The following is a 22,912-nucleotide window of genomic DNA, read 5'->3' as shown; positions in this document are numbered from 1 at the left end:
TACTATCATTTATATAATTTCGAAGATATGAGGTGGTGATGAGATATGTCTTCTTAGATAATGCAAAATGGATTCTTACATTACTAATTGTATTGTATCACATACAATTAGTTGGAGACCATTCTTTTTATTCTAGTTTTATGTTTGTGAAAAATTTAGGAGACTGCGTAGTACCGGCCTTTTCAATAATTTCAGGATTTTTATTTTGGAGTACTGTAAGAACATTTTCCGACTTAAAGGAAAAATATAAAAGAAGAGTTTTTTCTCTTTTAGTTCCGTATCTATTATGGAATTTAATAAACACATTTCTCCTGAATTTGCAAAGCGGGAAAAACGGCTGCAGCTTGTTAGATTTGAATATATGGAATAATCTTGTAATGTGGAATTCGTCTCCGCATTTCTGGTATATTTTTATGTTGATGTTTTGGACGGTTCTATCCCCAATATTGTATTTTCTTTACTGTAGGAAAGCCGGGGTATTTCTTCTTTTTATTTTGTCTTTTGCATATCTGTTATATAAAGGTGAAACGATTTTACACTCACGTTTCATTTATATGATTTACACATGGGCTGGGTTGATTGGTTTTTATTATCCAGATTTGCTTAAGAAAATCCGAATAAGTAGAAAAAAAAAGAAAATTATTTTTACAGTATTGTTTCTCGTTGCGTATTTAGGTATCTACTTTGTATATTGTAATAAACCAATAGGAATGGAAATAAAAGTATGGCTTTATGGTATAAGAGCTGTTTTCCTTCTTTCGTTGTTAATCAATTTACCTTTGACGAAAATTGGTTCAAAGACTTGTTTTAGATATTCCTTTTGGATTTTTGCAATTCACTTTTGGCTTGATTATTTTTTTGGAGGATTTTTCTCTAGAATTATTTCTAATGCGCATTTATATCAATTAGTTACATGGTCGGTTGTGTCAACATTCGCTTTAGGATCTGGTTTTTTATTAAATAAAATATCTCCACAATTATTCAAACTATTTACAGGCAATAGAGAGGGAAAAACGTATGAACAATCATCAAAAAGCTTTAAATAATGATGAGTGGTCAAAACATTACAACATTAATAGTCTTAATAATGTTGTTAACGCCGTAGAGTCTTGTAAAGTTTCCGTGTGGTCAGAAGAATTAGTGAAAATATGCCCGATAGGAACCTCAACACTTGAAATTGGTTGTGGCTCTGGAGTAAGTTCTTTGTGGCTCGCAAAAAATGGAAGAAATGCTGCTGCACTTGATTATACGGAGTCTTCTGTTGAGTTGGTTAAAGCGGCTGCCGAGAGATTGGAATTGGCTAATATTGATGTTGTACGGGCTGATGCTACGAAAGATTTGCCTTTTGAAGAAAAACAGTTTGATTATATTTTTCAGGCGGGACTGTTAGAGCATTTTGAAACTGACGACCAGGTTAATCTGCTTCGTAATTGGGCTAAATATGGAAAGTACATGATTTCTATGATTCCGAACGCCTCGTCTATTCCTTATCGTGTTGGAAAACAAATGATGGAAAATGATGGAACATGGGAGTATGGACTTGAAATCCCGAAACATAGTTTCAAGGAAGAGTTTGTTAGAGCAGGTATAACTGTTGAACGAGAATACACAATCGGTTCAGAATGGGCCCAAAGATTTTTGCCTAAGAGGCATTATATTCGGAAGTTTTTTGCGAAACTTGAAAAAGACGGCTTTGATCTAGAAAATCTGATGCAAGGATATTTGTTGGTTACCATTGGCAAATGTGGCTGAGGAAAAAAAATGAAAGTTCTCGTAGTATTTGGTACAAGGCCCGAAGCCATAAAGATGTGTCCGCTAGTCTACAAGTTGAAAGAGGCTAAAGGCATCGAGTGCGTCGTTTGCCTCACCGGCCAGCACAAGGAAATGCTCCGGCAGGTCATGGACGCCTTCAACATCAAGGCGGATTTCAATCTCGAAATCATGAAAGACAGACAGACGCTCACCAGCATTACCACGACAATCCTAGAATCGATGGAACCCCTGCTCAAAGAAGTTAAGCCGGACATCGTCCTGGTGCACGGCGATACAACGACTTCATACGCGGCCGCACTTGCGGCCTTTTATCAGCAGATTCCTGTCGGCCATGTGGAGGCAGGGCTGCGCACGGGCAATATCTACTCGCCCTTCCCCGAAGAAATGAATCGCCTGATGACGGACCGGATTAGCACATATCACTTCGCCCCCACCGAGAAAAACAGGAACAATCTCTTGGCTGAGGGAATTGCGAAGAATCTCTTTGTAACCGGAAATACCGTCATAGACGCATTCCAGTACACAGTAGAAGACGATTATCAGTTCGCCTCCAAAAAGCTGCGTGACATTGATTTTAAAAGTTGCCGCGTAGTGACCGTAACTGCTCACCGTCGCGAAAACTTGGGAGAGCCGCTGCGCAATATTTGTCGCGCAATCAAGCGACTCGCGAACGAATATCCAGACGCAGCCTTCGTATATCCGGTCCATCTGAATCCGTTTGTTAGGGAAACGGTTTTTGACATTTTATCCGACGTTTCCAACGTTCATTTAATCGATCCGGTGGATGTTCTTGACATGCACAATCTCCTTGCCAGGAGCTTCATAGTCATGACGGACTCCGGCGGTCTCCAGGAAGAAGCCCCGCACTTCGGGAAACCGGTCCTGGTTCTCCGTACAGAAACTGAAAGGCCCGAGGCCGTCGAAGCGGGAACCGTCAAAGTCGTCGGCGTTGATGAAAACGCTATCTATAGCGCCGCAATGACCCTATTTGACGATTCGGGAGCGTATAGCGCCATGGCTCAAGCCGTAAACCCTTATGGCGACGGTAAGGCAAGCGAGAGAATTGTCGATGCTTTGATGGGTGTGTCAGCTACCCATTTTTATGGGGAAGCTTACAGATAAGTTTAATTACATATAACACGTTTATCACTTCTTTTTTTGAAGCAAATAGCTTTCATAAATCAAGTGATTAGCCATTTTATCAAATTCTTTATTGACGGAGTCTAGTCCAATGGTTTCTAGAAGCGTCTTTTTATCGCTAAACAAATCAGTTCCAAAACCGAGCCGACCGCCCTCAATGTCATAATTTATGGAACTGAGTATAGTTGGGAACATGTCGATGTCTGAAAATTTCCTTGGTTCTTCTAAAACAGGTAATTTTGAAGAATTGATAAAAATGTCAATCCATTTTCCATTCGGGAATCCGTTTATTAAACGAATTCCCGGAAAACGATGATCTCCAAAAATTACAATAGATGTATTTTGATAGAATGGTTTTGAATTAATTGAATTTAGGAAACAACCAAGTTCTCTGGAAACACAGCGCACTGAAGCTTTTAGGCGTTCGTCTTCATTTTGTTCGTCCTTAGCTTTTATGCAATCAGGATCGTAGATTCCACTGGGGGCGTGAGTATCTATGGTAAAGAATGTCAGTGAGAATGGTTCTGATATCGTATCAAGGATTTGCTTGGCAAATCTGAAAGCTTCTTTATCTTGAACGGTCTTGTATCCTTGCTTTCGTATAAGATCTGCAGTATCCAATTTCATCAATTCAATCAAATCGTCTGGTCCATAAACTTCGTTAATTTTTTGATCTGTTGCAAAAAATTGAAACTGCTTATAAAGGCCAGGGTTGCCTTGGAAGAATATCTGATGGTAGCCATTAGCATTTAAAATTTTATAAAGGCTTTTATAATGATGTAATATAGGTGTTTGGGTATAATTAATAATGTTTGGTATTCCCAAAGAACGGGAGTGCATAGAGGGAAATGTGGAGGCAGAACCTCTTGTGTCGATTCCACCGCCGATATGGTTTTTATTTCTTCCGAAGCTTAAATTATTTAGCGCAAGCTCAGTAATTTCGGGCATGAGATTTGTGTCTTGATTGCCACCATGCTTTTTGTCGGAGAACGTCGTTTCTAGTGATTCTAAATATATTAGAATCAGGTTTCTTTTTTTGTCGGGTGGTGAAATTTTGACGGAATCTGGATTTACATAATTTTCTACGAAGAACTTGGAATAGGCTGCGTTTTTTTCTGGTTCGTTATTAAGAATGTGAACGTAGTCCGATATGGGAATGTTATAGAATAGAAGAGCTATTGTAGCAGCGAAATATATTCCTATGGGAAAGATTCTTTTTCTTGTGTTGTTTAATGTAACATATAAGAAAATTGTTAAAACTACTGATATAGTAAGTGCATGGGGTATTGTTGATGTTAAATAGTATTTCACCATTGAATAGGCAAAATCATCAAATGGCTCTTGCAAGGTAAGGAAAACCGTATTTGCATCTCTAAGAGGAAATGTATTTAACGCCCAAACAATTCCTGCTCTTAAGTGGACTGCTAAAAAGAGCAAGATGGTCATAAACAGAATGTGAGAAGGCTTGAAATAATTCTGCTTATGAAAGATTTTTGTACGCCATTGAAAAACAACAAGAGCTAAAAATGAAAGCGCGAATATTGGAGAAAAAAAGAATGGGGTTATCTCAAAAAAATAATGTTCTATAATAAAGATAAGGCATACTCCTATTAGGAGCGCTTTTAGAGATAGTGTAATAATTTTTTTTAATTTTATCATTTACATTGCTTGGTTTGTATAATAATAGGAGAAGTCTGCATTTCTGGAGGAATTGACAAATTATTAATCACATACAATATTTCTTTATAATAGGGATTCTTGCCAACACACAGACAACTAAGAAACTCATAACAAACGTTAAGAATGTTCTAAACGGAATAGATAAGATTGGAGGAATATTTATTGAGAAAAGTCCAATTCTGTAAAAAACGCCATTGAAAAAGTCATGAACTAAATACATCCCAAAAGAATATTTCCCTAATAAGCAGACAAATCGTGTTGCCCTGTTAGAAGAATTTATTTTTGATCCGAAATCTTTAATATATAAAAAAATTGCTATCGCTTGTATTGCAACATTTGGGGTGAAATATCTATGCAAAATTTCGCTCGCTTGTCCGCACTTGTTACTTATCAAAGATGTTCCTACAAATTGAATGAAAAAGGAAATCACAGCAGTCAGGTACAGCGCGCGTCTCAATTTCTTGGACACATCATGTTTAGAAAGAAAGAATCCCAACACAAAATAACAGCAATAACCGGGCAATTCCTTTAAATTAAAAATGTATATATTCAAGCTTTTGTTTGCGCATAAAGTGAGCTCCTGTAGAAGAGGTAATGCACAACCAAGAAAAATAAACATTATAAATAAATATTGATAATGTTTTGTTTCTGCATGCTTTGTGAAAATGCGAATAAGCGGAACCGATATATATAATGCGATAATCAAGTATAAGAACCATAGATGATACCATGCTGGACCTAATATGAATTCTTCCAATGCTTCTATTATGGCCACACTTGCATCTGCATTTTCAAAATAAAGCCTTTTCGCAACATTTGATGTTTGGTATACAAAGCCCCAGAAAAACAGGGCCGCAAAAATTCTGAAAATATTCTTGCAATACAGTTTTTTTATAGGAATTTCCCTTTGGGGGTCTAAAAAGAACATGCCGCTAACCATTATAAAAACAGGAACGGCCCATCGCGTTAAACAATCTAAAGCATTGGCGACATGCCAATTGACGCTAGTAATTTCATAGTTGAAAAACCCATATGCACAGATATGCGTCATCATGACCGCAAAAACGGCCATGGTTCTAAGAATGTCTGGAAAGAGAATCCTTTCTTGTATTTGTAAGTTTGTGTTAGTTATCAATTTTCAAACTCGATTGAGGCGTACTTTTAGTCCCATATGAATGCACCGCCGCACTAGGTTGCTGGTTGCAGTGGCCAGAGGAACCACCAGGCGCGGGAAATACACTTTGCCGAACATATTGCATTTTCGACGAACGTTTTGTAAGTCAGGTTCAGACATTTCAAAAAACAGCTCCAAAAGCAGATGCCAGCAAGGTAGAATAGTGGTTGCGGCAGACCGTCAGTACTGATTTTGGCAATGTCACGCTCCACGAACATACGATAAAAATCGCAGTATTGCCATAGTTCGCCAAAGTCAACCGAGAGGAGGCTTGCTTTGGGCTTAATAACGGTGGTCCATTGTGTATCCATACGTTACAATATATATATTTCTTACATGCCTTTTAAACGTACATTTTTGTATTCGGTCGCAATCAACCTATTCTTTTTGGCACTTTGCCTTGTCTTTGGCGATATCAAATTTGGGGCTGTAGATGACTATTTTATGGCGGCGGTGTTGACCGGCGCCCACGGCACGGATTATAACCCGCATATGCTTTTTGTGAACGCTATTTACGGCTACGCCTTGTTACCGTTATACCATTTGTTCCCTAAAATGGGGTGGTACTACATTGGCGAAATGTTTGCTGTCTTTGTGTCTTTTACGGCGATTGGTTACGTGCTATTGCGTAAGTGTGGCAAACGTTGGGGACTTTTGCTGGCGACGCTTTTTACAGCCATGTTCGCTAGCGATTTTTACTTGGTAATCCAGTTTACCCAGTGCGCCTCTATTTTAAGCGCCGCAGGGATGCTCTTATTCACCCATGCTGTGGTGGATTGCCGCCCCCCTAAAGGGGCTCGCAATGACCCCGGATTAAGTCCGGGGCAGGCTCTAGTGTTGTCTATCGGAGTTGTTCTGCTGCTTTGGGGCTCTGTGATGCGGTGGCAGGCATTCTTGATGGGGATGCCATTCTTTTGCATAGGGTTGCTGTTTAATCTAAAACAATGTTGGAAGTTTAAGTGGGTTACGATGACCAGCCTTGCGATAATGTTCGCCGGTGCCTATGCCATGCACCATTTTGATGTGTCTTTGTATAAAAATGCGGAATACGCTCCTTATGTGGATGTTCAGGAACCACGAGCTTTTTTAGGTGAGGCCAATTACTTCAATCATAATGCTGCTTATGAAGATTTAGAAGAAATGGGTAAGTCTGGCATTGATTACCACATGCTTACCGAATGGATTTTCTATGATACCGAAACATTTGCTGCCGACAGCATGCGAGCAATAGTTGATGTGATTGGAGCTTACCGCGATAAGATAGAACATGGCGATATTCCACGTTTGTTGTTGAGTGCTCTGGGCCATTCGTTACAATCACCGTTGTTTTGGATGTGGTTCATTTTCTGCTTGCTAATTTGGGCTACCAACTGTCAAAATTTTTTGTATTTGTGGGCCAGCCTAGGGGTAATCTTGTATCTGATGTCCATACTGCTTGCAATGAGTCGACTGATATATTGTGTAGAAAGCGGTTTTTGGCTTTATGCGGCTGTGCTTGCAGTACCGTTATGGGGGCTATTCCATCATGATTTGCCGCGTAAGTTGGTAGTTGTAGCGGTAGCTGTGATTGCTTTTGCAAACGTATTTACTTACGCCACTAGCGGCAAGCTGGTTCGTGGACCGGGCTCTGGCGAACTCCGTACCCTAGCTATTGAAGATTCTACAGATTATAATCAGGTATTTGCCTATATTGACAGTCAGCCGGATAAGATGTTCTTGTTGAGCATGAACGCTTACATGCGGTTTAGCCATCACAAGAATCCGCCCTACTTAGCAGAACCCATTGGCAGCTACCGCCGTACAGTGTCTTTCGGTTATTGGACTCCTTACTTGCCGGAAATTACGCAAGCTCTTGCAGATTTCGGAATCACCAACCCCATTAAAGATGTTATTCGCGATAACGTAATCGTAATTAATGAGGGGCGGCTGTCTGACTTTTTGCAGCGCCATTACTACGATAGCGTTGCGGTGGATACCCTTAAAGAAATCGGTGAGATGACGTTCTTTAAGTACCGTTTAGTTCAAGTTGCGGATTCGGCGGCAAAGGAGGTGGAATAATGAAACTCCTTTACCCGTTAATAGCTAGCGCCCTGATTACCATTGTGCCCTTCTTGCTAACGTTTGAAAAGGGGCAAGACATTGTCCGTGGTCTTTTCGGTTACGAAGAATTTTGCTTGCTGATGCTTTTTGCATTAGTAAAAAGCAAAATTCGAGTAAGCTCGCTAACGTCATTGCGAGCGTTTTGTAAAAACGTGAAGCGATCTATTTTGATGTTATTACTTGTGGCTATTGCGGCAGCGATGGTGTTTGTCGCTTGGCTAGACGTGCAGAACTTGTTGGCCATTAAGGGCTGGGCTACGGGCTGGTATGGTGCGTTGCCTTTTGTAACTTGCGGCCTTGCCATGGCTATGATGTGGAAGGTCAAGCCCTTTAGTGCGAGCGCCATTTCGTTCATTCTGTTTGTGGCGTTGATTGCGCACTTGTTTGCCTACAACCATTATGCGGCGCAGCCGTTGGCTCAGTTCCCGGTGGTGGACTACATGAGTCGTACGGTCCCCAAACCGGTGGCTCGCGATAGTCTGCCGGAATCTTTTAAGGCGAAGTACTTTACTACCGATTCGGCGACCATTACCCGGGGCTTTATCGATTCTACCAAGACCAATGTGCTGGTACTTGTGGAAAGTTGGGGCATACCGCTAGATACGAATCGTTTTGCAAAACAGTTGCAGATTTTTGATGGGGTGGCAACGCAGGTGGGGGTGCACCACCGTATGTATAGCCGCACGCGAACTGCCGAGCGTGAAGACTTGATTTTCCAAGTGGCGCGAGATTCCGCAGGGCGTCGTGATACGGTGTTTTTGCCGCAGGTGTTGCGAGCCCAAGGCGTAAAAACGCAGTTTATTTACGGCGGCGATAGCTTGGTGCAAATGCGTAACAAGTACATTCGCAATGTAGGCTTTGACGAGGCTTTCTATGGAGCGCGTGCGGACCACGAATCGGCTGCGTTGCTTGATAGTTTGCTGATTGTACAGGATACTGCTTCGCGGTTTATCGCTTGGACAACGCTAGATACCAAGTTCCCGTTGCAAGGGTTCAAGGACCCCTACAGGATAGATGTTGCCGCAGTGGACTCCGCTTATACCGAACGCTTGACGGGTACGTTGCAACTGGTGGCAAACCTTGCGAAAAAACACCCGGATGTGCGCTTTATTGTGCAGGGCGACCACAACCCGATACTTTCTCCGTTAAAGTTCCAGGAGAAGTTCTACAAACGCTGGGTGCCGTTCGTTGTGTTGAATTAAACGCGTTCCCGCACCACGTATTGCGGCGATTGGTTGATGCTGATGTAAATGCGGCCCACGTATTCGCCAATGAGACCAAGCAGTAGCATAATCATGCCGCCCACAAAGAGCAGGGTGGCGAGCATGCTGGTGTATCCCACAGGAACTTCGGGGAACATGAGTTTCTTGTAAATCACGAAAAGGCCTGCGGCAAAACCAATCACAGCGCAGAATAGGCCGATAAAGGTGGCGGCGCGTAAGGGCTTCACGGAGAAGGCGGTAAAGCCGTTGATCCAAAGCCCGATGAGCCCTGCAATGGTGTAACCCGATTCACCTTCAAGGCGACGGCGGTGTTGCACTTCGACGTTGCCCAGGTTCTTGGTGGCACGGAAAACAAGGCCACTAATGTAGGCAAAGGGGTTGGGGTAGCGCACAATTTCATCGACAATGAGCTTGCGCATAATAAAGAAACTTGTGGTTTGCAGCGTCTTGGGTTGGCCGATGATAGTCTCGGCCATTTTCTTGTTGACCCAGGTGCCAAAGCGGCGGAACAGGTGCTGCCTGCAATGTTTGTAATAGCCGTAAACCACGTCGTAGCCTTCTTCCAGTTTGTCGACGAGTTTAAAGCTTTCGCTGGCGGGGGTCTGTCCGTCATCATCGAGACTAATAATGTAGTCGCCGGTGGCTTGGGCGTAGCCGGCCATTAGGGCGCTGTGCTGGCCGAAGTTTTTGGCGAGGCAAATTCCTTTAATGTGATTGTCGCTTGCGGCCAGTTGCTTAATGACTTGCCAAACTCCGTCGGGGCTGCAGTCGTTCACTAGAACGATTTCGTAGTCGGTGCCAGGGCGGGTCGCGATGGTATCGCGGATTTCTTGTACCACGGTGCCAATAGTATTTTCGCTACGGTAGCAGGGAATTACAAACGAGAGTTTCATAGGTTTTCCCACTTGTTGCTTTGAGCGGAACGTGCAGCGGCTTGCATCATGGCGAGGCCTTCCAGCGAGGCGCGAATACCACATACGTATTGGCTGGTAAAGCTACCGTTGGCAAAGTACTGGCCCAAGCAATCGGCAATGTCTTTGTAATAGTTGGCAAATGCTTCGATGAATCCGGCGGGGTGGCCGGCCTTAAAGCGGTTGTAACGCTGCTGGTTTGCGATTTTTACGTCGCCGGTGCGGTCTCGCAGGCTCACGTTGCCTCGCAGGTCGCAGGTCTTTAAAGTTTCGGGTTCCAGCTGGAACCATTCGGCGCTACCTTCGCTACCGTAAACGCGAATGCGCAGACCATTGCGGTTGCCGAGCGCTGTTTTGCTAAACCAAATTTGTGCGCGAACGTTGTTGGTGTATTGCGCCAATGCCCCCACGTTGTCCACAATTTGCGGGAAGAGTCCGAAGGTGGCTTGGTCGGCTACAATGCGTTCCGGTCGTTCGCCGGTCAAAAAGTAAATCATGTTGTGCAGGTGGCTGCCCAGGTCCAGCGAGATTTTCGGAATCACGGTGTCTTTCAGGCGCCAGCTCTGGGGCTTGGGCGGTTCGTTGTTGGTGCCCAGGCGCATAAAGCCTTCTTGCGGCATTTCCACTTGCACCTGCTGGATTTTGCCCAATTTGCCGTCGGCTATGAATTGCTTGAGTTCGCGAATCATGGGGTAGCCGGTGTAGTTGTAGGTCGTGCAGAAAAAGCCTTTGGTCTCGGCGACGACTTTGGCGATTTCTTCGCCTTCTTCAAAGCTGGTGGCGAGCGACTTTTCGCAAATCACGGGGAACCCGGCGCGCAGGGCGTCAATCACGATGTCTTTATGCAAATCGGTGGGGGCGAGCACTACGACGGCGTCGAGCTTGCCTTTTTCGGCTTCTAAAAGTTCGCGGTAGTTGGCGTAGGTGCGTTCTGCGGTAACGCCCCAAGTTTCGGAGGTTTTACGGTTGGTCTCGGCATGGGTGCTGAATGCTCCTGCCACTAATTCAAAATGCCCGTCCATCTGGCTTGCGGCTTTGTGGACTTCACCGATGGCAGAATTGATGCCACCGCCAATAAAGGCTATCTGATAAGGTTCCTTCTTCATGAAAAGGAATATAGGATAATTTTTACAAAAAGGGCGCTCGCAGCCTAAAAAATCGCAATTTTGGCCAGTTCGGGCATACGTGCGGTTTTGTCTTGCATCTCAGCGAGTGAGTCGAACTTAAAGAAGACAATGCCCGCTTTGTAAGTCAACTTGTCGGCGATGGTTTCGCCAGCCTTGTACCACAAGAATTTTTCGACAATGTTCCCTTGAATTTCAGGCGCGAAGGTGACGTCGCGAACGGTGCTTCCGTTTTCAATTTCGGGCCCAGCCATAATGCAGTGCCGCAGCCAGAAACCTTGGGTGGACACATCGGTGATTCCAGAAATATCTTCGCCAGTTTCAGCCATGATAATGAATTTCGGGTAGTCCACGCCGGTGGCGTACTTCACGAATTTGATGTACAAGTCTCCAGGAGGGCGGCGGCAAATTTCGATGATAACGGGTGTGCCGTCGGCTCGCTCAATGTACTGAATATGCAAAATACCGTCGACCAGGTTCAGCTCGCTGGCAATGCGTTCGCTATATTCGCGGAGTTTTGCAAGGCCTTCGACTGCGGTGGTGCTGGGCGTGTTTGCGCCACTCACCAAGTACTTGTTGACAAAGTATTGCTCGTTGTCCGAGAAGGCGAATGCCACTTTGCCTTTCACGAGCATGGCAGAAAATCCGTGGTTCGTGCCGATCACGAACTCTTCTACCACCACGTGGTCTTCGCGGGTGCGGCTGGTGGCATCTTTGTAGGCTGCGCGGGCTTCTTCTGCGTTTGCGGCACGGTGAATGCCTTTACCACCGGTAAGGTCCACCGGCTTGACGATAATCGGGAACGTCAGCGTAGAAATCGCGGTTTCGAATTCCTGCTCATTACGGACGGTAATTGCTCGCGGTGTCGGGATGCCGAGTCGTGTAGCAAGGGCGCGGTACTTATCCTTATGGTGAATTTCTAGGGAGGTGGCGAAACTGTCGTGCCCGGGGAGTCCCAGTTTTTCGCAAACATAAACGGTCGAAAGTAGGGCGAAGTCATTGCAGCCGGAACAAACGGCGCTTACGCCCTCGGCCCGCGCCAGTTCAAGCATGGCTTCTTTGTCGCTAAAGTCTGCAAATACATTCTTGTCGGCGTAGGGGTGGCCCAAGCCTTCGCGGGCGTTGCCTGTCGTAATCACGAACCAGCCCATTTCTTGGGCGGCTTTGATCAGCGGAATTTCGGCGTGGCTACCGCCGAGAAGTAATAATTTTTTTGGATTGCTTCGCTCCATTTCATTTCGCTCGCAATGACGTGTTTGGTCCTTTATCTTCCGAAGAATTCCTTCACCTTATTGCAGACAAAGTCTAAATCTTCGGACTTGAGTCCGTAGAACATGGGCAGTCGCAGTAGACGGTCGCTTTCGCGGGTGGTGTACACGTCTTCGCCATAGAATCGTCCAAAGCGTTTGCCAGCAGGTGCGTTATGGAGCGGCACGTAATGGAACACCGCCAGAATTTCGTTCTTGACCAAGTGCGCGATGAGTGCGGTGCGGGTCTTTAAATCGGCCACCTTCAAGTAGAACATGTGGGCGTTGTGCACGCATTCCGCCGGAATGTAGGGCAACTGCAAGTCACCCGCGTCGACCAGGCATTGCAGGCGTTCGCGGTAAGCATTCCAGCTGGCCATGCGGTTGTCGTAAATCTTTTGCGCGTTCTCTAGCTCGGCGTAAAGGTAAGCTGCATTCAATTCGCTGGGCAAATAGCTGGAGCCAAGTTCCACCCAAGTGTACTTGTCCACTTCGCCGCGGTGGAATTGCACACGGTTGGTGCCTTTCTCGCGAATGATTTCGGCGTGGTCGGCGAACTTTTTGTCTTTAATGAGGATTGCGCCGCCTTCGCCCATGCTGTAATTCTTGGTCTCGTGATAGCTGAAGCAACCGAAGTCGCCCAAAGCGCCAAGCGAGCGGCCCTTGTAGGTGGACATCATTCCCTGAGCGGCATCTTCGATCACAAAGAGTCCATGGCGTTTGGCTATCTCGTTGATGGTATCCATTTCGCAAGCCACGCCCGCGTAATGCACTGGAACTATCGCCTTGGTCTTTTCGGTAATGGCTGCCTCAACCAGCTTCTCGTCCAGATTCATTGTATCGGGGCGAATGTCCACGAACACGCACTTGGCTCCGCGCATGGCAAAAGCATCGGCGGTAGAAACAAACGTGAACGACGGCATAATGACTTCGTCGCCGGGCTGAATCCCGCAAAGCAATGCCGACATCTCCAGCGCATGGGTGCAACTGGTGGTCAACAGCGCTCGGGCGCAACCCGTTTTTGCCTGCAGCCAAGCATGGCATTTTTGGTTGAACTGTCCGTCACCGCAAATACGCCCGCTCTGCACGGCCTGCTTCACATAATCAATTTCTGGCCCCACAAACGGCGGCTGGTTGAAAGGAATTCTCATAACTTGCGTAAATATAAACAAAAAAGGCCTCTTTTTCGCCATTTTTATTCCAAATTGGAATAAGAAAAAAATCATATTATTGTTACAAATCACAGACCTATGTAAAGTTTTACTTTATATTTATAGTATTAATCCTCAAGAAGGGGAATCTTATGCTGACTAAGGTTTTAAATAGCGCAACCCGAAACAACCGAAAGGCTGGTTTTACTCTTGTAGAATTGATGGTGGTCATTATTATTGTCAACCTGCTTTCGGGCGTAGCCGTACCGAAACTCACTGATATGATCGAAAGAACGCGCCAAAGACTTGACGTGATGAAGTTGTATTATTTACGCGATGCACTGAACCGAGCCCTATACGAAGGCGAATACGACGATATAAACGAAGGCACATACGGTTCTTGCGGTAACGTCAGCAAAGCCCAGTTAGACTCTGGACTTAAATACGGTTTGGGATTATTCATTATTCAACGCAGTAGTTATATGCCTGCAAATTACCAAGGTGTGCACAGTTCCGCAAAAACCAACAACATGTGCGGTTTGCTGTTTTCGGGCGGTTTCTGGAGCGATGCTTTGAAAGACGCCGGATTCGGGGCCGTTGCGGACATCATTAAAGATAGAGCCAACGGCGACAAAATCAACACTAATTCAAAGACATATACCGCCCAAAAGAATGACATGAACAATTCTTGGTGGAGAACATACCCCACACAGCCCATATTCGTAAGCAACTATCTTAAGAATGACCCTACACAGGTTACCGCATCTAACGCCTCAATTGTATTATACGTCAAGTGGGCAGGCGGAAACCCCCAAAGCCATTCACTTGAAGTCTATTTTGCAACCGACAGCAAAAACGGAAAGGGGCTTGTCAGCAAGCAAGGGACATGTTTCTCCACACTGCCCTGTAGATAAAAAATTATATTTAAGGTATTGAACCTCAAGAAGGGGAAATCTAATGCTGACTAAGGTTTCAAAAAAAACAACCCGAAACCGTTGGAAAGGCGGTTTTACAATTATCGAGTTGATGGTAGTCATTATCATTATCAACCTGCTTTCGGGCGTAGCCGTACCACAACTCACAGACTATATCGAAAAATCAAGACAAAAAATTGACCTAATGAAACTTTATTACGTACGTGACGCTCTTGACAGAGCCTTGTACGAAGACGACGTACTTCGTCTAGACGAATCGACAAAATGCAGTGGTAGACAAAACAGCAAAGAGAACTTAAGCAAATGGTTAGCCTCCGAAGATGGTGTTACACTGTTCATTATGGAATTACATGATGAACTCCCCGCCAATTTTCAACCAGACAACAAAAATAGAATCACAGACAACCAGAACATGTGCGGCGTCCTTACTAGCGAAAGCTTTTGGAGCGACGCTCTTAGAGATGCTGGTTTCGACGCTATTGCCAACATTCTCATCGACAGACAAACCGGGAATTATAAAAAGGACAAAGGTTACACAGCCTACAAAGTAAAAATCAACAATCAAGACTGGTGGAGAACTTTCCCAACCAAACCTCTTTTTATCAGTAGAGCCCTGAATGGAGACCCCACCGCAGCTAAAACCGGAGTCGGCGGGCAAAACAGGTACAACTTTAAAATCAGATGGTCTAAAGGAAACCCAAAGTCCCATTCTCTTGAAGTTTTTTTCCAGTCCGCACAGGGCTCCGACAAAGGATACCCGTTCACAACACGCCAAGGAACCTGTTTCTCTACTGAAACTGGCCTCTGCAAATACTAGCCCTCTACCGCCCTTCTTGGTCGCCCTATAGAAATACGGGCGGCCTTTCTTTTTACTACTTTATACTCATTATGAGTGAAAACTGTCTTTTCTGCAAAATCATCAAGGGTGAAATCCCTTCCAAGAAAATCTACGAAGACGACGACGTGTTCGCCTTCTACGACATTGCTCCGCAGGCCCCAGTACATTTTCTGGTAGTGCCCAAGCGCCACATTTCGACCATCATGGACATGCAGCCGACCGACTGCGAGCTCGTGGGCAAGATGCTCTACCGCGCACAAATTATCGCAAAGGAACTCGGCATCGAAGAATCCGGCGCACGTTTCGTGTTCAACTGCAAGGCCGACGCTGGCCAGACGGTGTTCCATATCCACCTGCACGTGCTCGGCGGCCAAACCATGGGTTGGCCCCCGTTCCCGAATAAGTAACGAATGGATTGCTGCTCCTTCGAACCTAACTCTACTAAAGCAACAAGTTGCTTAGTATCGTATATCGCTACGCTCGCAATGACGTTTGCGTTGCACTAGCATTATGATAAAAACTAGAGCTATCGTGCTGCACCGGTATGCGTACAGCGACTCGAGCTTTATAGTGAAAGCGCTCACGGAAGAGTGTGGCGTGGTGAGTTTTATTATCAAGGGCGCCAAGCGCAAGGAATCCCCCTTCAAGGGGGCGCTCGACCCGTTGGCCCTTTCTGAGGTGGTGTTCCGGCAAAACCCGAATACCGAGCTGCAGTTCATTAAAGAGGCCTCGATTATCGACTGGCACGGCGAACTACGGAATTCCCTGTTGAACTTGGCAGTTGCGCAGGTGATGGCAGAGATCGTGTTGCGATATGCACCGCCGGCCACCCCAATTCCCGAAGAGTTCGCCCTCCTGGAGCAGGCCCTCAAGGAGTTCGACTCCCCTGCAGGCGCCACGGGAACAACAAGCGCCGAGTCGGTATTTTCTCGCTGGTTGCTGAACATTAGCGACTTGTGGGGTTACCACCTGGAACTTGGTGTGTGCAGTCGTTGCGAAAAGGTACTCACGGAACCTGCGGCAGACTTTTTCCCGGAATCGGGAGCGCTCATTTGCAAGCATTGCCAGGGCGTACAGAGCGCAAGGGCCCGCGCAGAGACTTTACAGGGGCTCTGGGAACTGAATTTAGCACAAAACAACCCCGAGCAGGCGTTACAAAAACTCACGGGGCGCGTTTTCGTGGAGAACGCTTTGCTATCTTATCTGCGCAATCACATCGGATTCCTGAAAGAAATCCATTCCCTTTCTTGGCTACAGGAGGTTCGTAAGTTATGCTCAGCCCAATCGACATAAAGAACAAGAAGCAAAAGGGCGAAAAAGTTTCGATGATTACGGCCTACGACTACGCTTTTGCCCAGATGGCAGAGGCGGCAGGCGTCGACCAGATTTTGGTAGGCGACAGTCTCGCAAACACCATGCTCGGCTACAAGAAGACGAGCGACATCGGCATGAACGAGATGCAGATTTTTGTGGCGGCAGTTTGCCGCGGAGCCCCCAACACCCACGTGGTGGCCGACATGCCCTACCTGAGCGACAAGGATCCGCAAACGGCTTATGATAACGCTAGGCGTTTCATGGACTTAGGTGCCGCTAGCATCAAGTTGGAAGGCACTCCCGAAGGCGTGATTGAATTTTTGCGCAGCCACGACATTCCGGTGTGCGCTCACCACGGACTTTTACCTCAGACGGCCGAAAACTTCAAGCAGAAGGGCCGCACCGAAGAAGAAGCGGCCGCCATCATCAAGGCAGCCAAGTTCACCGATGACCTGGGATGCTTCGAGATGGTGTTGGAACACATTCCCGAAGAGCTGGGCACCAAGATTACTGGTATGGTGAGTGCCGTAACCATCGGCATTGGCGGCGGAAAGTTCACCGACGGCCAGGTGCTCGTGATGCACGACGCCCTCGGCATGCACCAGCGCAAGAATCCCCCCTTCGCCACCAAGTTCGTCGACATGTTCAGCCTTGGTGTCGAAGGCTTCAAGAAGTATATAGAGAGTGTGCAAAGCGTAGGAAAGTAAGTCCTTAGCTCATTATTCTCCAAGTTAATCGCTCCTCACGCTCGCAATCACGCGAGCGTGTTTTCTTTTCAGCATCGTTCAAAAACGTCTTAACATTCCTAACGCATTGAGTAGCAAGCACTTCTTAAATTTCAGATAAATTAACAATAGAAATTGAAAAGTGAAAATCATCACTTCATAATCTTTTTTTTGTAAAAAAACAACTTTTTTTTAATTTTTTTTGAAAAAGGTGTTGATTATTTGTGAAAATAAGTTATTTTATACACAGCTAATTCACAACATAACCATAAGGAAGAAAAAAATGGCTACTAAGACTGTTAAGAAGGCTGCCGCTAAGAAGCCGGCCGCTGCTAAGAAACCCGCTGCCGCTAAGAAGCCGGCTGCTGCTAAGAAGCCCGCCGCTGCCAAGAAGCCGGCTGCTGCTAAGAAGCCCGCCGCTGCTAAGAAGCCGGCTGCTGCTAAGAAGCCCGCCGCCGCTAAGAAGCCGGCTGCTGCTAAGAAGCCCGCTGCCGCCAAGAAGCCGGCCGCTGCTAAGAAGCCGGTTGCTAAGAAGGCTGCAAAGAAGAAGTAATCTTCAAGATTCTCCTTTGTTGGCGAGCCTCGGATAACTCCGAGGCTCGTTTTCTATTTTTGGGTTATGATTTCCGAAAAAGACCTTGCCGAATTAGAAAAAATCCCCTACGAACAGCGCATCGAGCGCGTGGAAAAACTTTTAGAGGGCAAAACAGAACCCCGCGCCTTTGAACTGGGGCTGCTGTTGGCCTTGAAAATGGGGCAAGAACTCCGCGAAGGCAAAGAACTGGGTAGCGAATCGGGCGATCTGGTCGCCAGCTGGAATGGCAAGCACCCGGATTCTATTATAGAAGAAGCCATCGCCTTCGCAAAAGAATTTTTGATGAACCCGGCGAAACTCGCTGAAAAAATCAAAAACAACGTCATTGCGAGGAGCAACAGCGACGAGGCGAAAAATGGATAATAAATTGATTGCGACCGTCGATATCGGAAGCCACAGCTGCATTTTGCTCATTGCGGCATTCGAAGATGCACCCGCCGCTGAAGAAGGAGCCGCCCCGCGCAAGGTGCTGGTCCCAAAACTGCAGAAGGTGGAAGTCTGCCGCCTGGGTGAAGACATTTATGAACACGGCGCCATTACCGAGAAACGAATCAAGGAACTGGAAGATATCATGACCAAGTTCCGCATGGACTTGCATGCACTGGGCGCAAACCTCAAGGCCGCAGTGATGACCGAAGCCATGCGCAACGCCGAGAACCCGGACGAAGTGATTGCCGCTGTGGAAAAGGCGCTCTGGATTAAGCCACGAATCATCAGCGGCGAAGAAGAAGGCAAGCTCACCTACCGCTCCGTGAAGGAATGGCACGGCGAAGGCCTGGTGACCATCGACATTGGTGGAGGTTCCACGGAACTCAGCAACGGCGACAACACGTTCTCGATTCCGGTGGGCGCACTCAAGATGTTCAAGGCCATGGGCCCCATCCCCGGCCCGGAATACAAGAAGTTCGTGAAGGAAACCTTCAAGGAAGTGAGCTTCAAGGGCATGACCAAGAAGCCGGTGTACCTGATCGGTGGCACAGGCACGGCACTCGCCATGGTTTATCTGAACAAGCAACAGTTCGACTACAAGGCTATCGAAGGTTTGGAACTTTCCATTAGCGACCTGGATGCCGTGACCACGCGCATCTCCAACTTGTCCAAGGAACTCCGCGCCATGCTCCCCGGCCTTGAAAATGGCCGCCACGAAGTGATTATTTGCGGACTGTTCTGGCTGAAGTCATTGCTCGAAAAACTCCGCGTCGAAACATTTAAGATAAGTACAGCAGGCCTGAGGTTCGGTTTATTATATGAGAATCAATAAGTTTATTTCTCTCTGTGGTATTGCGAGCCGTCGTGCCGCCGACACCTTGATTGAAGAAGGTCGCGTGCAGGTGAACGGCGAAACAATTAAGGATCTCGGCCACCAGGTGGACGAGAACGCTGACAACGTCGTGGTCGACGGCAAGCCCGCTCGACTCCCCCGCAAGACGACAACCATCATGTTCCACAAGCCGGCCGGCTGCGTATGCACCAAAACCGACCCGCAGGGCCGCCGCACGGTGTACGATTACTTGCCACCCGCCTACCAAAGCTTAAAATACGTGGGACGTCTTGACTTGCAGAGCCGCGGACTGTTGCTGTTTACTGACGACGGTGAACTGTTGCATCGCCTGACACACCCCAGCTACGAAATTCCCCGTAGTTACTACGTGTGGACAGACCGCCCGCTGAGCGAGCACGCCGCACAAAAGCTGGTGGACGGCGTAGACATTCGTGAAGAAGGCGCCGAACAAGAAGAAATCGCATTCGCCACCGACATTTATTTAGAGAAGGGCTTCGCCGAACTCGTGCTGATCGAAGGCAAGAACCGCGAAATCCGTCGCATGATGCGCGCCGTGGGCTACGAGATTCGCGACCTGAAGCGCGTGAGCTACTGCAAGCTGACCTTGGGCGACTTGCCCGCCGGCGAATTCCGAGAACTCACCGCCGACGAACTCAACAAAGTCCGACAGGCGGTTCATGTCAAGTAGGACTCTTTACATCGGTGATGTACATGGTTGCGCCGACGAACTGGAGCGCATCGTAGATGCATTCGGTTTTGTGCGCGGCAAAGACACCCTGTACCAGACCGGCGACATCATCAACAAAGGCCCCGACATGTTGCGGGCTTTGAAGTTCGTGAAGGACAACGGAATCCTCACGGTGCGCGGCAATCACGAAGAGCACTTGATTCGTGCGCTGGAACTGCCCGAAAGCGGCTGGACCGAGAAACAGCGCGCCCGATTCGCGAAGCTCCCCATGGAAACCTGGCACGCCATCGCTGCGGAAGTAAGTACTTGGCCCCTGTGGCGAGATACCCCACATGCACTGCTGGTTCACGCCGGTTTGGAACCTGGCAAGGTCAAACTAGAGGACATGGATCCAGAAGTTATTTTATCCGTAAGATACTGGAATGACCGTCCATGGTTTGAACAAATTAACTGGAACAAGACAATCGTATTTGGACATTGGGCCAAGATGGGATTCGTGAACCGTCCCGGATTCATTGGGCTGGACGCGGGTTGCGTATACGGCAAAAAGCTGATGGCCTGGTGCCCCGAAGAAGATAAATTCTACGAAGTGCCCGCCGCCCGCGAATACACTCCGGTCAAAGACAAGGCAAAAACCGCCATTGACGCTCCCTGCATTGTGCCGGGCGACCAGTTGCCCGAAGCCAAGCAGCCCAAGACTTTCGAAGACATCAAGGCAAAAATTGCCAACGGCGATATCGCCCTTGCCGATGACAGCGAACACGCTAAAGAAATTCGCAAGGCATCGCCCAGTGTTGCAGCCGAGTGGGCCGGATACCCTTAAAAGTCGCAGTTTTTAACGCAGCGATTTTGTTCAAATTCCGCTTCGAGTACCATTACGCCCTTGTTGTAGCGGCGATACGGTCCCTGACGCAAACCATGTTCCAGCCTCATTTCTTCTTTGAGGCCGCCCAAGTCATCAAAAATTTTTGCCACACCATGTAGCTGCCCGCGCATGTACGGCAGCTTGCGCCGCAGACGTCCCTTGTCATCCCACTCTTCGGTCATGCCGTCGAGCACGCCGCCGCGGTAAACTTCTTTACTTTTCTTGACGCCGTTTTCAAAGTAGACTGTCGAAATTCCTTCTTCGATGCCATTCTTGTAGCCAATGGTCTGCCACACTTTTCCGTTTTCGAAATAGCTCCTGAACACGCCGTCGAGTTTGCCATTTTTATACGGGGCCTCGATAGCAATTTTCCCATTGGGATGGTAGCTGAAGGCCACACCCTCGCGAATATCAGAACCCTTCTGTACGGTATAGATACGAGACGGAGTATTATCTGCGTAAAATTCTTTTATCGTGTCAAGAACCGCTGTTTGAGCAAAACAGCACGAAATGCACAACATTGACAACGAAATTAACGTTTTCATCGGTTACAAATGTAGCTATATCGCGAATAATTATGTATTTTGCCATTGCTTATGCGCATTACTTTTTTAAATCCCCCATTTCATCCGATGTTCAGTCGCGAGTCCCGCAGTCCGTGCGTGACCAAGTCGTCTACCCTTTACTGGCCCATGTTTTTGAGCTACGCCGCCGGCACTGTCGAAGCCGACGGAAACGAAATCCAGCTCATCGATAGCCCGGCCATGGAACTGGACCTTGCGCAGACCTTGGAAGGTATCAAGAAGTTTGACCCCGAACTCGTGGTTTGCAGCACGAGTACTCCGAGTATTTTGAACGACCTGAAGGTGGTGCACGCCATCAAGGAAGCTCTCCCGAATACGAAAGTCGCCATCATGGGCACCCACGCCACCGCCGAACCGCTGGAATCCATGGAAATGGAACCCAGCCTGGACTTCGTGATTATTGGCGAAGCGGACTACACCGCAAGGAACCTCGCCCGCTACCTGCGCGGCGACATTGCCGACATTTCGAGTATCGCAGGCCTGGCTTTCCGCAAAGACGGCAAGGTGGACTTCCAGCCCGAAGGCCCGAAGATCGAAAACCTGGACGAAATCCCCTGGGTTTCCAAGGTTTACCGCAAGTACCTTTACAGCTGCTACAAGAAGTATTTCTACGGCGCCAACCTGAACCCGCTGATTGTGATTCTGTCGGGCCGCGGTTGCCCGAACCGCTGCAGCTACTGCGTGATTCCGCAGACGCTGAACGGCCACAAGTTCCGCCGCCGCTCCCCGAAGGACGTGGTGGACGAACTGCAGTACATCAAGGACAACTTTGATGACCTGGGTGAAGTATTCTTCGAAGACGATACCTTTACCGCAAGCCACGAACACGTTCGCGAAATCTGTAACCTGATTCTGGAACGCGGCCTCAAGATTACTTGGAGCTGCAACGCCCGCGCCGATGTGCCTCTCGACCTGCTCAAGCTCATGAAAAAGGCCGGCGGCCGCGAAATGTGTGTGGGCTTCGAAAGCGCCTCTCCTGTGGTTCTCGAAAACATCCACAAGGGTGTGAAGAACACAGACAAGGCAATCGAATTCACTAAGAACGCCCGCAAGGCAGGCCTGCTGGTGCACGGCTGCTTCATGGTAGGCAACCCGGGCGACACGCCAGAAACACTCCGCATGACGCTCGACTACGCCAAGAAGTTGAACCCGAATACGGCTCAGTTCTACCCCATCATGGCATACCCCGGCACCGAAGCCTACAAGGAAGCTCTCGCAAGTGGCGCCCTGCAGACAAAGGATTACAACCAGTGGCTCGACAAGGACGGGTTCCACCGCACAACAATCCAACGCGGCGAACTCACCAGCCAGGCACTTGTTGACTTCTGCGACAAGGCCCGCCGTGAATTCTACCTGCGTCCGAGCTACATTCTGCGTCAGGGAATCATGGCTATCAAGAACCCGCGCGAACGCTACCGCGTGATGCGTGGCTTCGGCACGCTTGTGAAGCACCTGTTCCGCAAGCACGGCCAGCTCGCTCCCGTGGCACGCCAGGCTCCGACAGTGAAGGAATAAAAGCACTAAAAGTGCAATCCGCCTATCAAAGCCGGAATGACAATTATG

At 47.6% G+C, this 22,912-nt stretch carries 24 protein-coding genes; 16 read left to right on the top strand and 8 right to left on the bottom strand.

Features of this window, described 5'->3' with window-relative positions:
* Nucleotides 1-38: 38 nt before the first annotated feature.
* The 3 genes from ACJMNB_RS01370 to wecB are packed head-to-tail and all read left to right on the top strand — an operon-like array spanning nt 39 to nt 2,895.
* A complete protein-coding gene (locus ACJMNB_RS01370) occupies nt 39-1,046 on the top strand; it encodes an acyltransferase family protein (RefSeq protein WP_405338215.1) in 1,008 nt (335 codons plus the stop codon).
* On the top strand, nt 1,018-1,752 hold the full coding sequence (locus ACJMNB_RS01365; RefSeq protein ID WP_405338213.1) for a class I SAM-dependent methyltransferase: 735 nt from the start codon (nt 1,018-1,020) through the stop codon (nt 1,750-1,752). The genes ACJMNB_RS01370 and ACJMNB_RS01365 overlap by 29 nt, the downstream gene beginning before the upstream one ends.
* A 9-nt stretch (nt 1,753-1,761) precedes the next feature.
* Nucleotides 1,762-2,895: a non-hydrolyzing UDP-N-acetylglucosamine 2-epimerase gene (gene wecB, locus ACJMNB_RS01360; RefSeq protein WP_405338211.1), complete on the top strand. Its 1,134-nt coding sequence runs from the start codon at nt 1,762-1,764 to the stop codon at nt 2,893-2,895.
* A gap of 24 nt (nt 2,896-2,919) precedes the next feature.
* On the opposite strand, the gene ACJMNB_RS01355 is transcribed toward wecB, so the two are convergent.
* From ACJMNB_RS01355 to ACJMNB_RS01345, 3 genes are all read right to left on the bottom strand, one after another.
* Nucleotides 2,920-4,359 carry an LTA synthase family protein gene (locus tag ACJMNB_RS01355; RefSeq protein ID WP_405338209.1) on the bottom strand — a complete coding sequence of 480 codons (1,440 nt, stop codon included), beginning with the start codon at nt 4,357-4,359 and terminating at the stop codon, nt 2,920-2,922.
* Nucleotides 4,360-4,639: 280 nt separating this feature from the next.
* Nucleotides 4,640-5,728 carry an acyltransferase gene (locus ACJMNB_RS01350; RefSeq protein WP_405338207.1) on the bottom strand — a complete coding sequence of 363 codons (1,089 nt, stop codon included), beginning with the start codon at nt 5,726-5,728 and terminating at the stop codon, nt 4,640-4,642.
* A 53-nt stretch (nt 5,729-5,781) separates the two neighbouring features.
* Complete coding sequence (locus ACJMNB_RS01345; protein WP_405338205.1) at nt 5,782-6,078, bottom strand: hypothetical protein; 297 nt, start codon at nt 6,076-6,078, stop codon at nt 5,782-5,784.
* Between the two features lie 25 nt (nt 6,079-6,103).
* On the opposite strand from ACJMNB_RS01345, the gene ACJMNB_RS01340 reads away from it, so the two are divergent.
* Both ACJMNB_RS01340 and ACJMNB_RS01335 read left to right on the top strand, forming a co-directional pair.
* Nucleotides 6,104-7,825 (top strand): hypothetical protein, encoded by a 1,722-nt coding sequence (locus ACJMNB_RS01340; protein ID WP_405338203.1) that lies wholly within the window; start codon nt 6,104-6,106, stop codon nt 7,823-7,825.
* Complete coding sequence (locus ACJMNB_RS01335; protein WP_405338201.1) at nt 7,825-9,069, top strand: hypothetical protein; 1,245 nt, start codon at nt 7,825-7,827, stop codon at nt 9,067-9,069. The genes ACJMNB_RS01340 and ACJMNB_RS01335 overlap by 1 nt, the downstream gene beginning before the upstream one ends.
* Here the strand turns inward: ACJMNB_RS01335 and ACJMNB_RS01330 are convergent.
* From ACJMNB_RS01330 to rffA, 4 genes are read right to left on the bottom strand one after another with little or no spacing between them, the layout of a single operon-like run.
* Nucleotides 9,066-9,983: a glycosyltransferase family 2 protein gene (locus ACJMNB_RS01330; RefSeq protein ID WP_405338199.1), complete on the bottom strand. Its 918-nt coding sequence runs from the start codon at nt 9,981-9,983 to the stop codon at nt 9,066-9,068. The genes ACJMNB_RS01335 and ACJMNB_RS01330 overlap by 4 nt on opposite strands.
* On the bottom strand, nt 9,980-11,107 hold the full coding sequence (locus ACJMNB_RS01325) for a Gfo/Idh/MocA family protein (RefSeq protein ID WP_405338197.1): 1,128 nt from the start codon (nt 11,105-11,107) through the stop codon (nt 9,980-9,982). Before ACJMNB_RS01325 ends, ACJMNB_RS01330 begins: the two co-directional genes overlap by 4 nt.
* 44 nt (nt 11,108-11,151) lie before the next feature.
* Nucleotides 11,152-12,357 (bottom strand): acetyl-CoA carboxylase biotin carboxylase subunit family protein, encoded by a 1,206-nt coding sequence (locus tag ACJMNB_RS01320; RefSeq protein ID WP_405338195.1) that lies wholly within the window; start codon nt 12,355-12,357, stop codon nt 11,152-11,154.
* A gap of 32 nt (nt 12,358-12,389) precedes the next feature.
* Nucleotides 12,390-13,523 carry a dTDP-4-amino-4,6-dideoxygalactose transaminase gene (gene rffA, locus ACJMNB_RS01315; protein ID WP_405338193.1) on the bottom strand — a complete coding sequence of 378 codons (1,134 nt, stop codon included), beginning with the start codon at nt 13,521-13,523 and terminating at the stop codon, nt 12,390-12,392.
* Nucleotides 13,524-13,675: 152 nt separating this feature from the next.
* Here rffA and ACJMNB_RS01310 point away from each other — a divergent pair, with 152 nt between their 5' ends.
* The 10 genes from ACJMNB_RS01310 to ACJMNB_RS01265 all read left to right on the top strand — a co-directional run bounded on the left by ACJMNB_RS01310 (nt 13,676) and on the right by ACJMNB_RS01265 (nt 20,723).
* Nucleotides 13,676-14,437, top strand: a complete 762-nt coding sequence (locus ACJMNB_RS01310) for a type II secretion system protein (RefSeq protein ID WP_405338191.1) — start codon at nt 13,676-13,678, stop codon at nt 14,435-14,437.
* A gap of 43 nt (nt 14,438-14,480) precedes the next feature.
* Nucleotides 14,481-15,275 (top strand): type IV pilin protein, encoded by a 795-nt coding sequence (locus tag ACJMNB_RS01305; RefSeq protein ID WP_405338189.1) that lies wholly within the window; start codon nt 14,481-14,483, stop codon nt 15,273-15,275.
* A 71-nt stretch (nt 15,276-15,346) separates the two neighbouring features.
* Entirely contained in the window at nt 15,347-15,703 is a 357-nt protein-coding gene (locus ACJMNB_RS01300) for a histidine triad nucleotide-binding protein (RefSeq protein WP_405338187.1), read from the top strand.
* A 103-nt stretch (nt 15,704-15,806) separates the two neighbouring features.
* Nucleotides 15,807-16,589 (top strand): DNA repair protein RecO, encoded by a 783-nt coding sequence (recO, locus tag ACJMNB_RS01295; RefSeq protein WP_405338185.1) that lies wholly within the window; start codon nt 15,807-15,809, stop codon nt 16,587-16,589.
* Nucleotides 16,568-17,317, top strand: a complete 750-nt coding sequence (panB, locus tag ACJMNB_RS01290) for a 3-methyl-2-oxobutanoate hydroxymethyltransferase (protein WP_405338183.1) — start codon at nt 16,568-16,570, stop codon at nt 17,315-17,317. The genes recO and panB overlap by 22 nt, the downstream gene beginning before the upstream one ends.
* Before the next feature lie 301 nt (nt 17,318-17,618).
* Complete coding sequence (locus ACJMNB_RS01285) at nt 17,619-17,888, top strand: hypothetical protein (protein WP_405338181.1); 270 nt, start codon at nt 17,619-17,621, stop codon at nt 17,886-17,888.
* A 66-nt stretch (nt 17,889-17,954) separates the two neighbouring features.
* Nucleotides 17,955-18,293: a hypothetical protein gene (locus ACJMNB_RS01280; protein WP_405338179.1), complete on the top strand. Its 339-nt coding sequence runs from the start codon at nt 17,955-17,957 to the stop codon at nt 18,291-18,293.
* On the top strand, nt 18,286-19,191 hold the full coding sequence (locus tag ACJMNB_RS01275; protein WP_405338177.1) for a phosphatase: 906 nt from the start codon (nt 18,286-18,288) through the stop codon (nt 19,189-19,191). The genes ACJMNB_RS01280 and ACJMNB_RS01275 overlap by 8 nt, the downstream gene beginning before the upstream one ends.
* Complete coding sequence (locus tag ACJMNB_RS01270; RefSeq protein ID WP_405338175.1) at nt 19,178-19,900, top strand: pseudouridine synthase; 723 nt, start codon at nt 19,178-19,180, stop codon at nt 19,898-19,900. The genes ACJMNB_RS01275 and ACJMNB_RS01270 overlap by 14 nt, the downstream gene beginning before the upstream one ends.
* The gene (locus ACJMNB_RS01265) at nt 19,890-20,723 is read left to right on the top strand and encodes a metallophosphoesterase (protein ID WP_405338173.1); all 834 of its coding nucleotides are present in this window, start codon (nt 19,890-19,892) and stop codon (nt 20,721-20,723) included. The genes ACJMNB_RS01270 and ACJMNB_RS01265 overlap by 11 nt, the downstream gene beginning before the upstream one ends.
* On the opposite strand, the gene ACJMNB_RS01260 is transcribed toward ACJMNB_RS01265, so the two are convergent.
* Complete coding sequence (locus ACJMNB_RS01260; RefSeq protein WP_405338171.1) at nt 20,720-21,310, bottom strand: toxin-antitoxin system YwqK family antitoxin; 591 nt, start codon at nt 21,308-21,310, stop codon at nt 20,720-20,722. The two genes, ACJMNB_RS01265 and ACJMNB_RS01260, sit on opposite strands and share 4 nt — an antisense overlap.
* An 87-nt stretch (nt 21,311-21,397) precedes the next feature.
* Between ACJMNB_RS01260 and ACJMNB_RS01255 the strand changes: the two genes are divergently transcribed.
* Nucleotides 21,398-22,864: a B12-binding domain-containing radical SAM protein gene (locus ACJMNB_RS01255; protein WP_405338169.1), complete on the top strand. Its 1,467-nt coding sequence runs from the start codon at nt 21,398-21,400 to the stop codon at nt 22,862-22,864.
* The last annotated feature ends 48 nt before the right edge of the window (nt 22,865-22,912 follow it).

This window comes from Fibrobacter sp., assembly GCF_045131395.1.
Lineage (GTDB): Bacteria > Fibrobacterota > Fibrobacteria > Fibrobacterales > Fibrobacteraceae > Fibrobacter.
Note: the sequence above shows the minus strand (reverse complement) of the source record. Positions and strands in the feature narration are given on the sequence as shown.